At 63.6% G+C, this 18571-nt stretch carries 13 protein-coding genes; 7 read left to right on the top strand and 6 right to left on the bottom strand.

All coding sequences use genetic code 11. The annotated features are described in order from the left end of the window. Positions 1 to 40: 40 nt before the first annotated feature. Complete coding sequence (locus AC07FD_RS27685) at positions 41 to 757, bottom strand: HAD family hydrolase (RefSeq protein WP_478352427.1); 717 nt, start codon at positions 755 to 757, stop codon at positions 41 to 43. Positions 758 to 900: 143 nt separating this feature from the next. On the opposite strand from AC07FD_RS27685, the gene AC07FD_RS27680 reads away from it, so the two are divergent. From AC07FD_RS27680 to AC07FD_RS27670, 3 genes are all read left to right on the top strand, one after another. After that, a complete protein-coding gene (locus AC07FD_RS27680) occupies positions 901 to 2337 on the top strand; it encodes a glutamine synthetase family protein (RefSeq protein ID WP_478352426.1) in 1437 nt (478 codons plus the stop codon). 112 nt (positions 2338 to 2449) lie between these two features. Then, positions 2450 to 3736, top strand: a complete 1287-nt coding sequence (locus AC07FD_RS27675) for an NAD(P)/FAD-dependent oxidoreductase (protein WP_478352425.1) — start codon at positions 2450 to 2452, stop codon at positions 3734 to 3736. Between the two features lie 337 nt (positions 3737 to 4073). Further along, on the top strand, positions 4074 to 4940 hold the full coding sequence (locus AC07FD_RS27670) for an SH3 domain-containing protein (protein ID WP_478352424.1): 867 nt from the start codon (positions 4074 to 4076) through the stop codon (positions 4938 to 4940). Between the two features lie 186 nt (positions 4941 to 5126). On the opposite strand, the gene AC07FD_RS27665 is transcribed toward AC07FD_RS27670, so the two are convergent. Further along, positions 5127 to 5873 carry an SDR family oxidoreductase gene (locus tag AC07FD_RS27665; RefSeq protein WP_095088868.1) on the bottom strand — a complete coding sequence of 249 codons (747 nt, stop codon included), beginning with the start codon at positions 5871 to 5873 and terminating at the stop codon, positions 5127 to 5129. A gap of 344 nt (positions 5874 to 6217) precedes the next feature. Between AC07FD_RS27665 and zwf the strand changes: the two genes are divergently transcribed. The 3 genes from zwf (at position 6218) to edd (ending at position 10280) form a co-directional block, all read left to right on the top strand. Beyond that, a complete protein-coding gene (gene zwf, locus AC07FD_RS27660) occupies positions 6218 to 7687 on the top strand; it encodes a glucose-6-phosphate dehydrogenase (protein WP_478352423.1) in 1470 nt (489 codons plus the stop codon). Next, positions 7669 to 8385: a 6-phosphogluconolactonase gene (gene pgl, locus AC07FD_RS27655; protein ID WP_478352422.1), complete on the top strand. Its 717-nt coding sequence runs from the start codon at positions 7669 to 7671 to the stop codon at positions 8383 to 8385. The genes zwf and pgl overlap by 19 nt, the downstream gene beginning before the upstream one ends. Positions 8386 to 8456: 71 nt before the next feature. Next, the gene (edd, locus tag AC07FD_RS27650; RefSeq protein ID WP_478352421.1) at positions 8457 to 10280 is read left to right on the top strand and encodes a phosphogluconate dehydratase; all 1824 of its coding nucleotides are present in this window, start codon (positions 8457 to 8459) and stop codon (positions 10278 to 10280) included. A gap of 68 nt (positions 10281 to 10348) precedes the next feature. On the opposite strand, the gene AC07FD_RS27645 is transcribed toward edd, so the two are convergent. From AC07FD_RS27645 to AC07FD_RS27630, 4 genes are all read right to left on the bottom strand, one after another. Then, positions 10349 to 12019 (bottom strand): vWA domain-containing protein, encoded by a 1671-nt coding sequence (locus tag AC07FD_RS27645; RefSeq protein WP_478352420.1) that lies wholly within the window; start codon positions 12017 to 12019, stop codon positions 10349 to 10351. Between the two features lie 126 nt (positions 12020 to 12145). Further along, positions 12146 to 13108 carry a GlxA family transcriptional regulator gene (locus AC07FD_RS27640; RefSeq protein ID WP_013530232.1) on the bottom strand — a complete coding sequence of 321 codons (963 nt, stop codon included), beginning with the start codon at positions 13106 to 13108 and terminating at the stop codon, positions 12146 to 12148. A 56-nt stretch (positions 13109 to 13164) separates the two neighbouring features. Beyond that, complete coding sequence (gene folD, locus AC07FD_RS27635) at positions 13165 to 14064, bottom strand: bifunctional methylenetetrahydrofolate dehydrogenase/methenyltetrahydrofolate cyclohydrolase FolD (protein WP_478352419.1); 900 nt, start codon at positions 14062 to 14064, stop codon at positions 13165 to 13167. Positions 14065 to 14309: 245 nt separating this feature from the next. Next, positions 14310 to 16976 carry a GumC family protein gene (locus tag AC07FD_RS27630; protein ID WP_478352418.1) on the bottom strand — a complete coding sequence of 889 codons (2667 nt, stop codon included), beginning with the start codon at positions 16974 to 16976 and terminating at the stop codon, positions 14310 to 14312. Between the two features lie 200 nt (positions 16977 to 17176). On the opposite strand from AC07FD_RS27630, the gene AC07FD_RS27625 reads away from it, so the two are divergent. Then, positions 17177 to 18475, top strand: a complete 1299-nt coding sequence (locus AC07FD_RS27625; RefSeq protein ID WP_478352417.1) for a lipopolysaccharide biosynthesis protein — start codon at positions 17177 to 17179, stop codon at positions 18473 to 18475. Positions 18476 to 18571: the final 96 nt, after the last annotated feature.

Genomic DNA, 18571 nt, shown 5'->3' with positions numbered 1-18571 from the left:
AATTTCCGTCCGGAATTGCGCAAATATGAAAGCTCCGCGATCAGTCAGGATTGACGATGCTTTCAACCAGTCCGGGCAGTTGTCCGAGATCGGATATCTCACGGAAGCGTGGCTCGGTCACCGGAGCCTCGACATGCTCCAGCACCCAGGTCAGTTCATGCGGCACGTGGACACCCCAACCACCGGCCTCGATGGCCGGCACCACGTCCGACTTCAGCGAATTGCCGACCATCATGCTTTTTGCCGGACCATCGCCGTGGCGGCTGAACAGGCGGGCATAGGTGGCGGCACTCTTGTCGCTGACGATCTCGATCGCGTCGAACATATCTCCGAGGCCAGATCCAGCCAGCTTGCGCTCCTGGTCGAAGAGGTCGCCCTTGGTGATCAGCACAAGGCGGAATGCGCCGGCAAGCTTCTCGACAGTCTCGCGCGCATGCGGCAAGGCCTCGATCGGATGGCTCAGCATCTCGCGGCCGGCATCGAGAATCTCCGATATCACCGAAGCCGGCACGCGGCCTTGCGTGACCTCGATCGCCGTTTCGATCATCGACAGCATAAATCCCTTGATGCCGAAGCCATAGACGGCAAGGTTGCGCCTTTCGGCCTCCAGCAATCGTGCTGATATCTGCTCGGCTTCGCCATGGTCGGCAAGCATGGCGGCAAAGCGCTTCTCCGTCATGCGGAAGAACTGCTCGTTCTGCCAGAGCGTGTCATCGGCATCGAAGCCGATCGTCGTCAGTTTTCTGTCGTGTGGCATTCGACGTCTCGATTGGATTGGGCGGCCGAAATCAAACCGATTGGCGTGATTTTCAACCGTGCCGGCCAGTGCCCGACGTGGCTCCCCTTCCCTTCCACAGTGGGGCACGGCTATACTCCACAATCCGCAACCCAATCTGGTGAATGATGCCGCCTGCAAAAAAGGAAGTCCGTCCGTCGAGCCGCGGAGGACGGGTGCGTACGCCTGCCTTCGTGAAGAACCAACGTGGCGTCAAGAACTGGAAGGAAGTCAGCGCCTGGCTGGAATGGCGCGGCATCGAGGACATCGAGTGCATCACACCCGATCAGGCCGGCGTCGCGCGCGGCAAGATGATGCCATCGAAAAAATTCACCTCCAACACCTCGCTGGCACTGCCGTCGGCTGTCTTCATGACGACGATTTCCGGCGGCTATCCCGAGGATGGCAACGGCTTCCACTATCCGGAAGACGATGGCGACCTCAAGCTGATGCCGGATCTGTCGACGCTGACGGTGGTGCCCTGGGAAGAAGACCCGACGGCCGCGGTCATCTGCGACCTCGTCCACCAGGACGGACGCTCGGTCGAGTTCACGCCGCGCAATGTGCTCAAGCGCGTGCTTGCCGCCTACGACAAGCGTGGACTGAAGCCGGTGGTGGCGCCCGAGATCGAGTTCTACCTAGTGCGCAAGAATCCGGATCCGGACTATCCGCTGACGCCACCCGTCGGCCGCTCGGGACGCGCGATCGGCGGCGGCGCCGGCTATTCGATCGCCGGCGTCAACGAGTTCGACGAACTGATCGACGACATCTACCATTTCTCCGAGGGTCAGGGCCTGGAGATCGACACGCTGATCCATGAGGAGGGCGCCGGTCAGCTCGAAATCAACCTGCGCCACGGTGACCCGATCGAGCTGGCCGACCAGGTGTTCATGTTCAAGCGCACCATTCGCGAGGCCGCGCTCAAGCACGAGATCTACGCCACTTTCATGGCCAAGCCCATCCAGGGGCAGCCGGGCTCGGCCATGCATATCCATCAGTCGATCATCGACAAGAAGACCGGACAGAACATCTTTTCGGCAGATGACGGCTCGGAGACCGAAGACTTCTTCCATTTCATCGGCGGCATGCAGAAGCATGTGCCGAACGCGCTGGTGATGTTCGCGCCCTATGTCAATTCCTACCGCCGGTTGACACAGGCGGCGTCGGCTCCGGTCAACAACAAATGGGGCTACGACAACCGCACCACGGCCTTCCGCGTGCCGCGCTCGGATCCCGCGGCGCGGCGCGTCGAAAACCGCATCCCCTCCTCCGATGCCAATCCTTATCTGGCGCTGGCGGCATCGCTTGCCTGCGGGCTGATCGGCATCACCAACAAGATCAAGGCCGAGCCTCCCGTGCTGACCACCGCCAACGCGGCCGAGATCGACCTGCCGCGCAGCCTGCTCGAAGCCGTCGACCTGTTCGAGGGCGATGAGGAACTTTGCGCACTGCTCGGCAAATCCTTCGCCGCGACCTATGCGGCGATCAAGCGGGCGGAATTCGAGACCTTCATGGAAGTGATCAGTCCGTGGGAGCGGGAGTATCTGTTGCTGAACGTTTAGCGAATAGCGAATAGCGAATAGCGAATAGAAAAATATCGGCCACCTTCCCTACTCTCTACTCGCTATTCGCTTTTCACCTCCTCTTCCTGAATCGCCGAGTCTTTCCTCCATCATGCCCTACCAATCCCCGATTTCTCCCGGCCGTTCCTGGTATGAGGACACCGCCGGCCCACGGGCGGAATATCCACCGCTGGATGGCGACCGGACATGTGACGTCGTCATCATCGGCGGCGGTTTCACCGGCCTGTCGGCGGCTGCTCACCTTGCCAAGGCAGGCACGAATGTCGTGCTGATTGAAGCCTACCGCTTCGGCGATGGCGCCTCCGGGCGCAATGGCGGCCAGCTTGGCACCGGCCAGCGCGCCTGGGTCGAGGACCTGGAAGTCGAATACGGCTTCTCCCGCGCCAAGGCGCTGTTCGACCTTGCCGAAGAGGCTAAGGCGGATCTCCTCGAGTTCGCCGCCGCCAACCAGATCGATATCGACTATATGCCGGGCCAGCTCTCGGTGGCGCACAAGCCGCGCTATGTCGACGACTACAAGGCGCATGCCGAGATCATGGCGAGCCGTTTTTCCTACCCACATATCTTGTTCATGGATGCCAAGGAGACGGTGGAGCGGCTGGGCTCGACTGCCTATTTTGGCGGCACGCGCGACACCGGCACCGGCCACATCCACCCGATGAAGCTGGTGATCGGCACCGCGCGGGTGGCGGCGCAAGCCGGCGCGCAACTGTTCGAGGAGACGCCATCGACCGGCATCATTTCCAGTGGCGGCAAGGTCAAGGTTTCGACACCGAGAGGCACGCTGACAGCGCAGAAATGCCTGATCGCGGTCAACGCCTATGGCGGCACACTTGAGCCGGTGAGTGCCGCGCACATCATGCCGATCGGTTCGTTCATCGGCGCAACGGTGCCGCTAGGCGCGGACTCGACAGTGCTGCCGGGCGGCGAGGCGGTCGACGATTCCCGCTTCGTCGTGCGCTATTTCCGCAGATCGAAGGACGGGCGGCTGCTGTTCGGCGGACGTGAAGTCTATGGCGTCAACGATCCGAAGGACATCCACATCCACATCCGCCGTCAGATCGTCGAACTTTATCCGGCACTCAGGGATGTCGAGATCACGCATGGCTGGGGCGGCTATGTCGGCATCACAGTGCCGCGCAAGCCGTTCGTGCGCGAAGTGATGCCCAATGTGATCTCGGCCGGCGGCTATTCCGGCCACGGCGTCATGCTGTCGAACTTCTTCGGCAAGCTCTATGCTGAAACCGTCGCCGGCAACCGCGACCGGCTGAAGCTGATCGAGGATCTGAAGATTCCGCCGTTCCCGGGCGGCCGGCGCTTCCGCGCACCGCTGCTGTTCCTGGCGCTCAACTGGTTCGCGCTGCGGGACAGGATCTAGAAGCTGTAGCTGCTTTGTTGGAGCATGATCTCCAGCGAAAACCGGATGCCACTTTTCGGGATCGTGCTCCGGGCGGACAGGATCGCTCTCATCTATGTAATATTGTTGTAATATTTGTTGCCGTAACGGCACATTGCAGAATCCCCACCAAAGGAGCAGAATCCCTAACGAGGGCGTAGTGATGCCACAATCGCCGATATAAAGATGCCGGTTGTGGGCGACTAACGGGGAATTCTGCGGGCTTGCCCGCTTTGATTCTTGGGACTGATGCAGATCTGGCGCCAGGTTCTTGGCATTTGATCGGAAGAACATCGGCCCGCTTATGGAGGTGGCAAGAGTGAGAGAGCCCTTCAGTTTCGGTACGCCGGAACGTCGGCGCTTTGCCATGCAGTTCGGATATGACATGCGGCCGTCCTTCTGGCAGGAGGTCCGCTCGAATTCGCATCTGGTGATCGCCGCGATCGGCACCGCCGCACTGCTTGGTGTCGCCGCGGTGGCGCTGTGGCTGGCATTGCCGGCCAATGACAGGCAAGCGGCGGCGAGCCCCGAGCAGACCATTCCAACCATTCCGGTGAAAACGACGAAAATCGCTCCGGCGGGAGCAACTGTGGCTGCAGCAGCCGTGCCGCAGGCGGCGCGCAAGTCGGACAAGATTTTGCCGACCGTGGCGGCCGCGCAAGCCACCATACCGGCGCTGCCAGCCAATGATCCGCGTTGGACCGGTTCGCAGTCGAAGGCCGCATCCGCTGCCGGTACGCCTGCACCCGGCCAGGTGGCGAACCAGGCTAAACAGGCACCGGACAAAGCCGCGGTGGCATTCGCGCAACCTGCAGCCGATAGCGATGCGGCCAGCGAACTTGCCAAGGTTGCCGCCCCCACTCCGCCGGCGGGTAGCCATCCCGATGACGCGAAAACCGCCGCCATCCCGGCGGTGCAGCCGCAAGTGCCGTCAGAGCAGCCCGCAGCGGCTGAAGACGACGACAGCGAGGCCAAGGCGAAGCCACGCAAAGTCGAGGCCGCCGGAACCGGACGGATCCTGCGGGCGGTGACCATGCGCAGCGGCCCGAAGAAGAATGCGGCCGCTATCCTCACGGTGCCAGCCAAAAGCTCGGTGCAAGTGATGAGCTGCAAGAAGTGGTGCCAGATCACCTACAACGGCAAGACCGGCTGGATCTACAAGACCTACATCAAGACCGGCGCCTGACGCCTCGAGCAATTTCAGGAAAAGTGTGAAGCGGTTTCCCCGGGAAAAGCGCGTAGCGCTTTCCCTTAGGGAATTGCGTCAAGACAAGAGATAGACCCGTCGCCGAAACGCTGCCTCCGTGCAGCATTTTGATTTGCCCATGTTCCTTTCCGAAAATCGGTACCGATTTTCGGGGCATTGGCGCTTTCAGATGCAGCGTCCGCCGTCGACCTCCAGCGCCACACCAGTGATGAAGGCGGCTTCATCCGACGCCAACCAGAGTGCGGCGTTGGCGATATCGAGTGGTGTCGAAAGCCGGCCGAGCGGGATCGACGCGCGGAACTTCTCGCGGATTTCAGGCGTGTCGGCGCCCATGAACTTCTCCAGCATGCCGGTCTCGCCGGCAACCGGGCAGAGGCAGTTCACACGGATGTTCTTCGGCGCCAGTTCCACCGCCATCGACTTGGTGGCGGTAATCGCCCAGCCCTTCGAGGCATTGTACCAGGTGAGGCCGGGCCGCGGCCGCAGACCGGCGGTGGATGCCGTGGTCAGGATAACGCCGCCGCCTTGCCGATCCATGATCGGCACCACGGCGCGTGCGGCGTGATAGATCGCCTTCATGTTGACGGCGGTGATCAGGTCGAAGGTCTCCTCGTCGACGTTGAGCATGTCGCCGTTGCGATGGGTGTAGCCGGCATTGTTGACCATGATGTCGATGCGGCCGAAGGCGCTCTTGGCGGCATAGACCATCTCGTCGAATTCGGATCGCAGCGAAACATCGGTCTGGGTCCAGATCGCCGCCTCACCGATTTCGCTGGCGACACGCTCCGCGCCCTTGGCGTTGAGGTCGGCGACGACGACCCTGGCCCCTTCCTGCGCAAAGCGCCTGGCGATGCCCTCGCCAAAGCCCGCCGCCGCACCGGTTATGACGGCAACCTTGTTTTCCAGACGCATGCTTTTCCCGCTCATGATTGGTGACGATCGACCGGAGTGCCCGCGGCACATGCAAAGCCACGGCTTCTGACCGTGCCACGACTTCCAGCCGGGCCACGACTTCTAACCGGCTTGGTCGAAAGATGTGCGGTCATCGCCGATTTCTCCTTTGGCTTTCGCTTCGATCCCGCTCTATGCTGCAACTGCGAAGGCTTCCGGGGCCGCGCCTGTCGACAAGCCTCCGAGGTATCGGGCTGTCAAGAGGCAGGCGCAACACTCAGATGTGACACCATGGCACTGGAAAATTTAAATCGATTAGATTATATCAGCCGCGTCACAGCGACCGGCGTCAGAGCGGACAGACCATGACCAGCCAGATCATCCCCGTCGATCCTTTCGACTTCATCATTTTCGGCGGCACCGGCGATCTGTCGGAACGCAAGCTTCTGCCGTCGCTCTACTATCGCCAGCGCGACCATCAGTTCTCCGAGCCGACGCGCATCATCGGCACGTCGCGCTCGAAGATGACCGACGAGGAATTCCAGGCCTTCGCCAAACAGGCGATCTCGGACCACGTCAAGGCTGCCGATATCGACGCCAAGGAACTGAAGACGTTCCTCGCCCGCCTCTCCTACGTCTCGGCCGACGCGACGACGGGCGCCGGCTTCGACAAGCTGAAGAAGGCGATCGGCGATAGCGACCGCATCCGCGCTTTCTACCTGGCGGTGGCGCCGGCGCTGTTCGGCGATATCTCGCACAAGCTCAAAGAGCACAAGCTGATCACGCCGAACTCGCGCATCGTGCTGGAGAAGCCGATCGGCCGCGATCTCGCCTCGGCGCGAGCACTCAACGACCTGGTCGGTGACGATTTCCACGAGAGCCAGATCTTCCGCATCGACCATTATCTCGGCAAGGAGACGGTGCAGAACCTGATGGCGCTGCGCTTTGCCAACGCGCTGTACGAGCCGCTGTGGAATTCCGCCCATATCGACCACGTGCAGATCACCGTGGCCGAGACCGTGGGGCTGGAAGACCGGGTCACCTATTACGACAAGGCCGGCGCGCTGCGCGACATGGTGCAGAACCATATACTGCAGCTGTTGTGCCTGGTTGCCATGGAAGCGCCTTCATCGATGGACGCCGACGCGGTGCGCGACGAGAAGCTGAAGGTGCTCAGGGCACTGAAGCGCATCAACGGCAACGAGGCGCCGAAGCACACTGTGCGTGGCCAGTACCGCGCCGGCGCCTCGGCCAGCGGCGCTGTGAAGGGCTATGTCGAGGAGCTTGCCCACGACAGCAACACCGAGACCTTCGTCGCCATCAAGGCCGAGATAGGCACCTGGCGCTGGGCGGGCGTTCCGTTTTACCTGCGGACCGGCAAGCGGCTGGCGACCCGGGTTTCGGAAATTGTCATCGAGTTCAAGCCGATCCCGCATTCGATCTTCGGCGACAGCGCCGGGCCGATCTTCGCCAACCAGCTGGTCATCCGGCTGCAGCCGGACGAAGGCGTCAAGCAGTTCATCATGATCAAGGATCCGGGTCCGGGCGGCATGCGGCTGCGCCAGATCTCGCTCGACATGAGCTTCGCGCAATCCTTCGACGGCCGCGCGCCGGACGCCTACGAACGGCTGATCATGGATGTCATCCGTGGCAACCAGACCCTGTTCATGCGTCGCGACGAAGTCGAGGCGGCGTGGAAATGGATCGACCCGATCCAGAACGCCTGGGAAAGCGCCAGACAGGAAGCGCAGGGCTACACAGCGGGCACCTGGGGACCGTCGGCCTCCATTGCGCTGATCGAACGTGACGGGCGGACATGGCACGAGAGCAATTGAACAGCGCCGCCTATAGCTGGAACGGCTTTGCCGGGCGGCAGGAGCTGGCGGCCTCGCTTGCCGGCCATGTCGCAGGGCGCCTGACCAAGGCAATCGCCGAGCGCGGCACAGGGTTGCTCGCCGTCTCCGGCGGCACCACCCCGGCCAAATTCTTCGCCGCCCTTTCGGTGATACCCATCGCCTGGGACAAGGTGATTGTGACGCTGGTCGACGAGCGTTTCGTGCCGGCCTCCTCGCCGCGCTCCAATGCCGGGCTGGTGGCCGCCAATCTGTTGCAGGACGCGGCCAAGGCGGCACGGTTCGTACCGCTCTATCACGAAGCCGTCGGCATCGAGGATGCGGCGGCATCCGACAACGCAGCGCTGCAGTCATTGCCCTGGCCGCTCGATGTCGTCGTGCTCGGCATGGGACCGGACGGCCACACCGCCTCGTTCTTTCCCGATGCCGATGATCTGGCAAAGCTGCTCGACCCGTCGTCCGACAGGATCGTGCTGCCGGTTCATGCGGCGAGCGCCGTCGAGCCGCGGCTGACCTTGTCGCTGGCGCGCATTGTCGATGCCGGCTTCATCGCGCTGCACATCGAAGGCGAGGACAAGCGCACCGCCTTCGACGGTGCGGTTGCACCTGGACCGCGAAAGCCGATCCGCGCCGTGCTCGACGCCGCACCCAAGCCCGTAGAGGTTTTCTGGGCGCCCTGATTTGAACGTGCTGAGGGTCCCGGCAGACAGCCGGAGGGTGTTCCGGGACCTCGCCTGAAAGGACCGACACCATGACCGCCAGACGCGACATCGAAGCCATCACCGAACGCATCCGCCAGCGTTCCAGACCAGGCCGCGAGCGCTACCTCGGCCGCATCGCCGAAGCGTCGAACCGCACCGCGAACCGGGCCGTGCTGTCCTGTGGCAACCTCGCCCACGGCTTTGCAGTGTGCAGCCCCTCGGAAAAGCTGGCGCTGGGTGCGGACACGGTGCCGAACCTCGGTATCATCACCTCCTACAACGACATGCTGTCGGCGCATCAGCCGTTCGAGACCTTTCCGGCGCTGATCAAGGACGCGGCGCGCGAGGCCGGCGGCATCGCCCAGGTGGCCGGCGGCGTGCCGGCAATGTGCGATGGCGTCACGCAAGGCCAGCCCGGCATGGAGCTGTCGCTGTTTTCGCGCGATGTGATCGCCATGGCCGCGGCGATCGGCCTGTCGCACAACATGTTCGACGCCGCCGTCTATCTGGGCGTCTGCGACAAGATCGTGCCGGGTCTGGTGATCGCCGCACTGACCTTCGGCCATCTGCCGGCGGTGTTCATTCCGGCCGGGCCGATGACCACCGGCCTGCCGAACGACGAAAAGGCCAAGGTCCGCCAGCTCTATGCCGAAGGCAAGGCGGGACGGCCCGAACTGCTGGAGGCCGAGTCCAAGTCCTACCACGGGCCGGGTACCTGCACCTTCTATGGCACGGCCAATTCCAACCAGATGCTGATGGAGATCATGGGCCTGCATACGCCGGGCGCTTCCTTCGTCAATCCTGGCACGCCGCTGCGCGAGGCCTTGACCCGCGAGGCGACGAAGCGGGCGCTGGCGATCACCGCGCTCGGCAACGCCTATACGCCGGTCGGGCGGATGATCGACGAGCGCTCGATCGTCAACGGCGTCGTCGGCCTGCATGCCACCGGCGGCTCGACCAATCACACCATCCACCTGATCGCCATGGCGGCGGCGGCCGGTATCGCCATCACCTGGCAGGACATTTCCGACCTGTCGGAAGCGGTGCCGCTGCTGGCGCGGGTCTATCCGAATGGTCTCGCCGACGTGAACCATTTCCACGCCGCGGGTGGGCTCGGCTTCCTGATCCGCGAGCTGCTCGACGAAGGCATCCTGCATGAGGATGTGCAGACGGTGTGGGGCGAAGGCCTGCGGCCCTATGCGGTCGAGGCAAAGCTCGGCGCCGATGGCAGCGTGGTGCGCGAAGCCTCGCCGCGCGAAAGCGGCGACGAGAAGGTGCTGGCGCCGTTCAGCAAGGCGTTCCAGGCAACCGGCGGCCTGAAAGTGCTCTCGGGCAATCTCGGCCATGCCGTCATCAAGACCTCGGCGGTGAAGCCGGAGCGGCGCATCATTGAGGCGCCGGCCAGGGTCTTCGACAGCCAGCAAGGATTGAACGAGGCGTTCAAGGCGGGAACGCTGACCGGCGACTTCATCGCCGTCATCCGCTTCCAGGGGCCGAAGGCCAACGGCATGCCGGAACTGCACAAGCTGACCACCGTGCTCGGCATCCTGCAGGACCGTGGCCAGCGCGTGGCGCTGGTCACCGACGGGCGCATGTCGGGTGCCTCCGGCAAGGTGCCGGCCGCGATCCATGTCACGCCGGAAGCAGTCGAGGAAGGGCCGATCGCCAGGATCCATGAGGGCGACATCATCCGGCTTGATGCCGACGCCGGAACGCTGGAAGTGCTGGTGCCGGCCGGCGACTTCGCTCTGCGCCGTACGGCCGACGCCGACCTCATCGGCAATGAATTCGGTTTCGGCCGCGAGCTTTTCGCAGGCTTCCGGCAATTGGTGGGCCGTGCCGACCATGGCGCCAGCGCCTTCGGCACAGCTTGACGGCAGAACCGTCCCGTCCATGAAAAAAGGGCGGCTCGAGGCCGCCCTTTTTGCCGGTCAGATGGCCGTCATGGCGTGACGGTGATTTCGGTCCGTTCGCCGGACTTGATCGTCACCGGCATTTCCTTGTCATGGCCGTCATCGGACATGTGCCTGACGACCACGTAGTCGCCCGCCGGAATGGTCTGCTGCCAGGTATCGCCATAGCTCAGGCCAAGCGCCTTGCGCTTGCCCTGGATGTCCTTTTTCGGCGACAGGACCTCGATCGAATAGGCGCCAGGGGCCGACATCGCCAGAACGCCGGCATCGAGCGGCACCTTGATGTCCTGATTGTCGCCGACCTTGACGCTGAACGGCTGTTCGACGGTTGCAAGATCAAGCGTGGTGAGCGCGACATAGTCGTCCGGCGGCAGCCAGAACTTGCTGTCCGGTCCATAGGAATGCTCGACATCGTCGCGTGAACCGTCGATCTTCTTCTTCGCCTTGACGATCTGGAAGCCGAGGCCGGAACTGTCGGCCTTGTCGCCGCCGGTGACATAATAAGCGTTGAACACGACGTGCCCGACGCCGACGATGACGTCCTTTTCGATCGTCTGCCCGGCGGCGAGCTGGATGGTCTCAACCACCGAGCCGCTGCCGATCTGGACCGTGACCTTCTGCTCACCCGCCGGCACGATGATCTTGGTGTCGCCATAGTGGGTGGTGTTACCGCCGGGATAGGTGAAGTCGACATGGGCCTCGTTACTGATGTCGGCGCCCTGGCTCGGCCGCGGATGAATGAGCATGGTGCCCGCGTTCAAGGTGAACAGCGGCTTGTAGACCTGGCCGGCCTCGATCTTGAATTTCTGCTCCACCTTGGCCTCGTCGTCGCGTGCAACGACGACATAGTCGCCGGGCTCGAGATTGCCCTTGTAGGCGCTATATTCGGTGGTCACGGAATCCCCGCGCGAGCCGTCGGAGTTCGCCTTGTAGATCTCCCAGGCGTTGCCGTCGGTGATCGGCTCGCCACCTTCGGCCATCACCACCGTCGGCTGGAAGTTGAATTCCGGTTTCGCGGGCTCCGGCGCAGGCGTCGGGGCGGGAGCCGGTTCAGGAGCAGGAGCGGGTGCTGGCGCTGGTGCCGCCACCGTCTCGACTAGCGCCTCCTGCAACGCCTTCTCATCGGAGGCCTGGATGTACTTGCCGCCGGTGTTGTCGGCGAGGCAGGCGATCTGCTTGCCTTCGTCGGCGGTGAGGCCGAAGCCGACGACGTCAGCGGTGAAATCGACGCCGGACGCCTCGAGTTCCTTGCCAAGCGCGCAGGGGTCGCCGCCGCATGTTTCGAGCCCGTCGGTGATGAGGACGACGGTCGCCTTGTCCTCGGTGTATTTCAACGCTTCGGCCGCCTGCTTGACGGCGGCGGTCAGCGGTGTCTTGCCGAGGAATTTCAGGCTGTCGGCGGCGGCCGAGATGGCGCTCGCCGAGCCTGCCTGTGGCGGCACGATCAACTGGATGTCGTCGCAGCTGCCTTTTTCGCGATGGCCATAGGCCATGAACCCGATTTCATCATCGGCGGGAACCGATTGAAGCACGGTTCTCAGCGATTCACGGGCGATTTCGAGCTTGGGCTTGCCGTCGATCTGCGCCCACATGGAGCCAGAGGCATCGAGAATGATGATGACCTTGTTTGCGGCAAAGCCGAACGTCGTCATCGACAAAAGGAGGATCGCCGCAGCGACGCTCCGTGCAAATCCCGCCATCGAAATCTCCTCAAATCCGCCCCGATCCGGGCGGGAAGCTATTTGACGCAGCGTCAGGACACAAGGCCGGGCGCGGCTGGGAGGGGACGGAATGTCAAACTTTTGAGCGGAAGCGAAAATCTCCGCTCAGTAGGTCGTGCGGCGCTCTTCCGAGGGCGGCCTGCCGAATTGCAGCCGGTAGCTCTGGGCAAAATAGGAATGCGAGGTGAAGCCCGTGGCGATCGCCACGTCGAGGATCGGCATGTTGGTCTGGCGCAGCAATTCGCGCGCCCGCTCCAGCCGCAGCCGCATATAATAACGGCCCGGCGTGACGCTGAGATGGCGCAGGAACAGGCGCTCGACCTGGCGCACCGACAGGCCGGCGGATTTGGCCAGCTGCACCGCCGACAGCGGCTCATCGAGGTGGTCGGCCATCAGTTCGACGATGCGCCTGAGCTTCTCCGACTTGCCTGTGAGATCGCGCTCCGGCCCGACACGCTGGCGGTCGCCGGCCGAGCGGATGCGCTCGTGCTGGAACTGGTTGGCGACTCCATTGGCGAGGTTGGAGCCGAAATCGCCGCGTACGATCTCCAGCATCAGGTCGATCGATGTGGTGCCGCCGGCGCATGTGTAGCGCTTGCGATCGATCTCGAAGACATTGCCCGTGCAGTTGATGTCGGGAAAGCGTTCGACGAAGCCGGCGCGGTTTTCCCAATGGATGGTGCAGCGATAGCCTTCGAGCTGGCCGGCCTCGGCAAGCAGGTAGGAGCCGACCGACAGCGCACCGAGCGCGTTGCCGCGCCGGCCCCAGCTGCGCAGCGCCGCCAGCACCTTGCTCTTGCCGGGAAATTCCGTCGTCAGTCCGACCGACACGAAGAGGATGTCGACCGGCGGCAGGTCGGCAACGGCATAGTCGATCTTCAGCGGCAGGCCATTGGAGGCCATCACCGGATCGCCATCCGCGGAGACCGTCGTCCAGCCGTAGAAGTCGCGGCCAAGCAACCGGTTCGCCGATCGGAACGTATCGATCGCCGCGGCCAGCGAGAACATCGAGAACTTGTCGACCAGCAGGAAAGCGAACTGCCGGCCGCCTTGAACGGGATCCGTCATGACCGGCCGTTCTACAGGAACAGTTGGGTTCGGCAAAGCTGCGGCTTTCTGGTGGGTCAGAAGGACGGCCGTTTCAATCCGGCCGCGAGGTAGGCAGAGGCTAACGTATTGGCCATCAGCATGGCAATGGTCATCGGCCCGACACCACCCGGCACCGGCGTAATGGCGCCGGCGGCCTTCGCCGCTTCGGCATAGGCGACATCGCCGACGAGGCGCGACTTGCCCTCGCCCTTTTCCGGCGCCGGAATGCGGTTGATGCCTACATCGATGACCGTGGCGCCGGGCTTCACCCAATCACCCTTGATCATCTCCGGCCGACCGACCGCCGCGACGAGAATGTCGGCGGTGCGGGCAAGCGCCGGCAGGTCCCTGGTGCGGCTGTGGGCGATGGTGACGGTGCAGTTGGCGGCAAGCAGGAGGTTGGCCATCGGCTTGCCGACGATGTTGGAGCGGCCGACGACGACCGCGTTGAGGCCGGACAGGTCCTTGCCGCGCACGCGCTCGATCAAAAGCATTGAGCCGGCCGGCGTGCAAGGCACGAAGGCGGTCTCGAGTTCGCCGGTGCCGAGCTTGCCAACATTGATGAAATGGAAGCCATCGACATCCTTTTCCGGCGCGATGGTCTGGATGATCTTGCCGGCGTCGATATGGGCGGGCAGCGGAAGCTGCACCAGGATGCCGTTGATGGCCGGATCGGCGTTGAGATCGCCGATGATCTTCAGCAATGCCGACTCGGAGGTTTCGGCCGGCAGCGTGTGCTGGACGGAATGAAAGCCGCATTCCTTGGCGGTGCGCGACTTGGAAGCGACATAGACCTGGCTGGCCGGATCCTCACCGACGATGACCACGGCAAGACCGGGTTTGGCCTTGCCTTTCGCGACAAGTTCGGCCGTCAGGGTCTTGACCGTCCGCACCACGTCTTCGGCGACGCTCTTCCCATCAATCACTTCGGCCATGGTCCACCCTCAACACCGTTCCGCCCAAACGGCCGCATCGAAAACATGAATGCGGCACCCTGGATCCTTGTCTGACGCATGCCGCGAAACCGCGCGCCCCGATCAAACTCGGAAGCGTGCCCTCGGCACCATGCAGCGCGGCATTTTCACGAAAATTCCAACACGCAATCCCGTCAAAGCGCCGTCCCATGCCGTTTACGCGAAACCGGCATGTTTTTGTTCGGCAGCGCGACTTATTTTGTGGCTCAGAAGTAGCGGCGGCGCGCGCGGGTCTCGGTAAGTTCGCGGACGGCTTCGCGGAATTCGCGCAGGCTGGCGCGGATTTCGTCGATCGGGGCTTGCCGTTCGACATCCTCCGCCGCCCGGGGCGCCTCCACCGATGGCTCGTCAGGCTGAGCTGCCTGCTGCGGCGCGGTGGGCTGTTGCGGATGAGGCGCGGAAGCGGGGTGGGGCGGATAACACATCTGCCCGCCATGGGGCATGGGCTGCGGGTAGGGATAGCCCGGCTGCTGCGGCACCTGCCAGTGCTGCGCCTGCGGAAGGCCTAACGGCTGCCCATAGGGATAGGCCTGCGGACCCGAATACGATCGCTGCGGCACCATATGGGGAGGTAATGGCGGCTGCGCCGTCTGTTGCGGATAGGGAACACGGCCGCCTGGCCGGAAAGGTGGCGGCGGATAGGCCGCCGCGGCCGGCTGCAGGGGCGCAAAGGCCGCTGCCGACTGGGAATAGGCGGGGTGCGTCAGATCTTCCGTTGGCTTCCCATCGGCAAAGGGCGAGACCCATTCACCGGTTTCGATGGTGTCCTGCGGGGACTGCTTGCGGGACATGGCCTTGCGCAGCTTCGACAGCAACGCACTGATCCGACCGGGACCTTCGGTCGGCGTGACGTCAGCCTGTTGAACAGGCGCGGGTGGCGCAGGCGGTGGCGGGGGCGGTGCAGGTGGCAGTGCCGCCGGCTGCGGTGCTGGCGGTTTTGGTGGCGGTGCTGCCTGATATGCCTTGTCTTCGTAAGGCGTCCGGCGTTCGTCCGTGCCGCGATTGCGGTGCGAGCGCGACGTGGCGGTCTCACGCAGGCTCTCGTAGGCGCCACGCATGGCGCCGAGCCCGACGCCCGACGCAAAACCGAGCAACAGGCCGGCAAGCGCCACCACGACTCGCGACGGCCCATTCGGCTCAAGCGGAGCGAAGGCCTTCGAGATCACATTGATGTTGGCGGTGTTGATGTCCTTCTGCTCGCCGGTCTCCTTGGCGCGCAGCAGATACTGTTCATAGACGGAACGCTTGGCGGCAGCCTCGCGCTCCAGTTCACGCATCGACACCAGGTCGCTGTTGACGTCACCGCTGCGAACCTTCAGCTGCGCCAGACGAGAGGCGAGATCCTGTTCGAGCTGGACCGCGCGCTTGAGATCGACCTGCAGCGACGAGCCGATGCGGCGCAGCTCCCCGGCGATGCGATCGCGTGCACCCGCAAGCTGAGCATTGAGCGCCTGGAGTTCGGGGTGCCGCGGACCAAACCGGATAGCGGCACGGTCAGCCTCCTGCTTGAGCGACGCATATTGCGAACGCAGATCGCTCATCGTGTTGGAATTGATCTCCTCCGGCAAGGTGCCGGTGAGAACCGAGTTGACGTCGACCGAACGCGCCGAAGCGGCCCGGGCATTGAGCTCGAGGGTGCGGGCGCGCGCAACCGACAGCTGCTCGTTGAGCTTCAGCATCTCATCGTCGCTGATGAGGTGGCCCTGCGCGTCGACAAGGTCGTGCGTGGCCCTGAAATCCTCGACCTTGCGTTCGGCTGCTTCGACACCCTTGCGCAGCTCGTCAAGCCTGGCCGTCAGTTCGTCGGTGGCGCGGCCGGCTGTATCGGACTGGATCTGGCCGAAGGTCTGCAGGAAGACATCCGTCATCGTGTTGGCGATGAGAGCCGATTTCTCGCCATTCTGGGTGGTGGCGCTGACGGTGATGACGAAGGTCTTGCCGCCGCGCTCGACCGAAAGGCTTTCGCCCAGATTGCCGACAGTAAGCGCCCGGCGGCGGGTCTCGTCGACACCGCCCGGCCCGTCGTGGCGTGACAGGATGGAGCGGATGAGCGACATGACGCTGAGGCCGCCACTGCCCTGCCCATTGAATTCCGGGTCGTTGACGAGATTGAGCTTGTCGACGACCTTGTTCAAAACGGTGCCGGACGTCAGCACCCGGACCTGGTTTTCGACGATGGCCAGCGTGGCGTCGGAGGCGACGACCGACTGGGTGAGGTCGCGGTCGGTGAGCTTCAGGTCGCGCGGATCGACGATCAGTTCTGTGGTGGCTTCGTATTTCTTCGGCGTCGACAGCGCGATGGCGATGCCGAGCCCGGCACCCAGTATCGTCGTCGCCACGATCAGCAGCTTCGACTTGCCAACGCCGCGGACGACTTGCATCGGATCGATCAGCGGCTTCCACTGCTGGCTGTCCGCACTGTCGCCGTGGGGCGCCGGCGCGTCGCCTGAATGATTGGGTTCGCGATCGGGGCCTGGGGTTGCGGCAGCAACAGACTCCGTCCGGGACGTGGTTTGCGCATAGCCCGATGATGCCGGCCTGGTTGCCGAAAAATCGTCGGCGGATGGACCGCCTTCAGGCGGCACCTGCGCAGACGAAGCTGGCTCATAGCCGGCCTGATATCCATCTGTTGCAACGGCATCCGACAGCTTCGGATTCGACAGCGCCTCGCGCTGCGAAGGGCTCGTCCGCGCTTCGCGCTGTGACCGGGCGAGACGATGACGCGTGGCGGCATCCTCGCGCCATGACGGGTCCGCCCGGTCCCCGATCGAGACCAGGGACGCGTCGGGTTCGTCGTCGCCGCGCACAGCCTTGCCGAGCGCCAGCAGCGAACGCTCGCGCTTCCAGTCTTCACGGTTTTCCCTGTCGACCATCGTCTGGAGCTTTACCCTTGGCGGCCTGCAAACGGCGCTTCGCCATTCGTTAAGCCACGCTAAACAGGCATGGAAAACAAAAGGTTAATTTTCGCCCGCCGAAGCCCCCGTTTCTCCCTCCGCCAGCACCTATTTTTCAACATGCCCCTGGGCTCCAGAACGGCACGTTAAGTTTTCCGACCTAAGCTCTCCCTGGAGATATGACGCAAGCCAGTGACATACCGCAAAGGCGGCCCACCCTCGCCCGGATCGGCACTTTTTTGGCCGAACGACGGGGGCTGCTGCGCGACTATTTCTCGGCGATCAGCGGCGCCGGCGGGCGACTGGTGTTTTCACTCGCCTATTTCATCGCGCTGGCCAACACGCTGTCGATTTCCGAATTCGGCATGTTCGCCACCGCATCGGCGGCCGGCGTCATGCTGTCGCGCATTCTCGCCTTCGGGTTCATCTCGGCACTCTATCGCACCGCCACCATCCGCCCCAATCTGATCGGCACCTTCACCGCCGGCTTCCTGCTGCTCGGCCTGCTGTCGCTGCCGCTGCTCGCCGCGGCCTCGTTCGGCGTCTACCTGATCTTCTTCGCCGACACCGTGCCGCTGTCGGTGTTTGCGGCAATCGTCTTTGCCGAAGCGCTGTTGTGGCGGCCGGTGGAGGTGGCGCTGATCGTCAACAACGGCCTGGGCAAGTTCGGCCGCGCCGCGCTGCTGGCCATCCTGGCGACGGCGCTGCGGGCGCTCGGCGCGGTGCTGTTCATGTTCTGGGCGCAACACAGCGTCTGGATATGGTCGTGGTTCTATATCGGCGCCAATGCCGCCTCGTTGCTGATTGCCTTCGGCTTCTTCTACCCGCGCCAGCGTTTGCGGCTGCGCATCGAGCTTTATCTTCGGCGACTGGCTGACTCCATTTACGTGGCCGGGGCCGAAGTGCTGTTTTATCTGCAGATGGAGTTCGACAAGCTGCTGGTCCTGGCGATCGGCGGACCGCATCTGGCCGGTATCTACGCCATCATCATGCGGCTGGTCGACCTGACGGCCATTCCGATCCGCACCTTCTCGATGATGCTGGTGCAGCGCATGATGCGCGCGCCGGAGCTGCTGTCACGGCTGGCGGTCAAGAGCGGCATTGAAGGCGGCGTTTTCGCGGTCTCGACGCTGGCGCTGTTGACGCTTGGCATCGTGCTGCATTTCTTCCCCAATGCGCTCGGCAAGAACGTCGCCGAGGCCGCCCCTCTGGTGGCGCTGGCGATCTGCGTCCCGGGACTGCGCAATCTGGTCGAATACCAGGCCGAGCTGCTGTTCGCCCGCGGCCAGACGCTGGTGCGGGCGCTCAATCTCGGCCTGCTTGCCGGGCTAAAGGCGGTGCTGCTGACCTATGTGCTGACGACCATCCTCGACACGCCGAACCTGGTGCTGTCGCTCAACGTCCTCTTCCTGCTTCTGTATCTTGCCTCAACGCTGCTCACCTATTCGGCGATGCGCAAGCCGGCAAAGCCGGTCTAAGGCTTGTTGAGATTCATCGTGAGTTTATGACGGCAGCAGCAAGATTGATGAAGGCTGCGAAGCTCTGGTCGGTTTTGTCAGCTCGCATGGCGATAC

It is taken from the genome of Mesorhizobium waitakense (genome assembly GCF_056431085.1).
The sequence above is the reverse complement of the archived record's forward strand: the minus strand, read 5'-3'. Positions and strand labels throughout refer to the sequence as shown.

Bases quoted from the DNA above. Each gene is read 5' to 3' on its own strand.
- AC07FD_RS27685 (WP_478352427.1), bottom strand. From the start codon at position 757: ATGCCACACGACAGAAAACTGACGACGATCGGCTTCGATGCCGATGAC.
- AC07FD_RS27680 (WP_478352426.1), top strand. From the start codon at position 901: ATGATGCCGCCTGCAAAAAAGGAAGTCCGTCCGTCGAGCCGCGGAGGA.
- AC07FD_RS27675 (WP_478352425.1), top strand. From the start codon at position 2,450: ATGCCCTACCAATCCCCGATTTCTCCCGGCCGTTCCTGGTATGAGGAC.
- AC07FD_RS27665 (WP_095088868.1), bottom strand. From the start codon at position 5,873: ATGCGTCTGGAAAACAAGGTTGCCGTCATAACCGGTGCGGCGGCGGGC.
- zwf (WP_478352423.1), top strand. From the start codon at position 6,218: ATGACCAGCCAGATCATCCCCGTCGATCCTTTCGACTTCATCATTTTC.
- pgl (WP_478352422.1), top strand. From the start codon at position 7,669: ATGGCACGAGAGCAATTGAACAGCGCCGCCTATAGCTGGAACGGCTTT.
- edd (WP_478352421.1), top strand. From the start codon at position 8,457: ATGACCGCCAGACGCGACATCGAAGCCATCACCGAACGCATCCGCCAG.
- AC07FD_RS27645 (WP_478352420.1), bottom strand. From the start codon at position 12,019: ATGGCGGGATTTGCACGGAGCGTCGCTGCGGCGATCCTCCTTTTGTCG.
- AC07FD_RS27640 (WP_013530232.1), bottom strand. From the start codon at position 13,108: ATGACGGATCCCGTTCAAGGCGGCCGGCAGTTCGCTTTCCTGCTGGTC.
- folD (WP_478352419.1), bottom strand. From the start codon at position 14,064: ATGGCCGAAGTGATTGATGGGAAGAGCGTCGCCGAAGACGTGGTGCGG.
- AC07FD_RS27630 (WP_478352418.1), bottom strand. From the start codon at position 16,976: ATGGTCGACAGGGAAAACCGTGAAGACTGGAAGCGCGAGCGTTCGCTG.
- AC07FD_RS27625 (WP_478352417.1), top strand. From the start codon at position 17,177: ATGACGCAAGCCAGTGACATACCGCAAAGGCGGCCCACCCTCGCCCGG.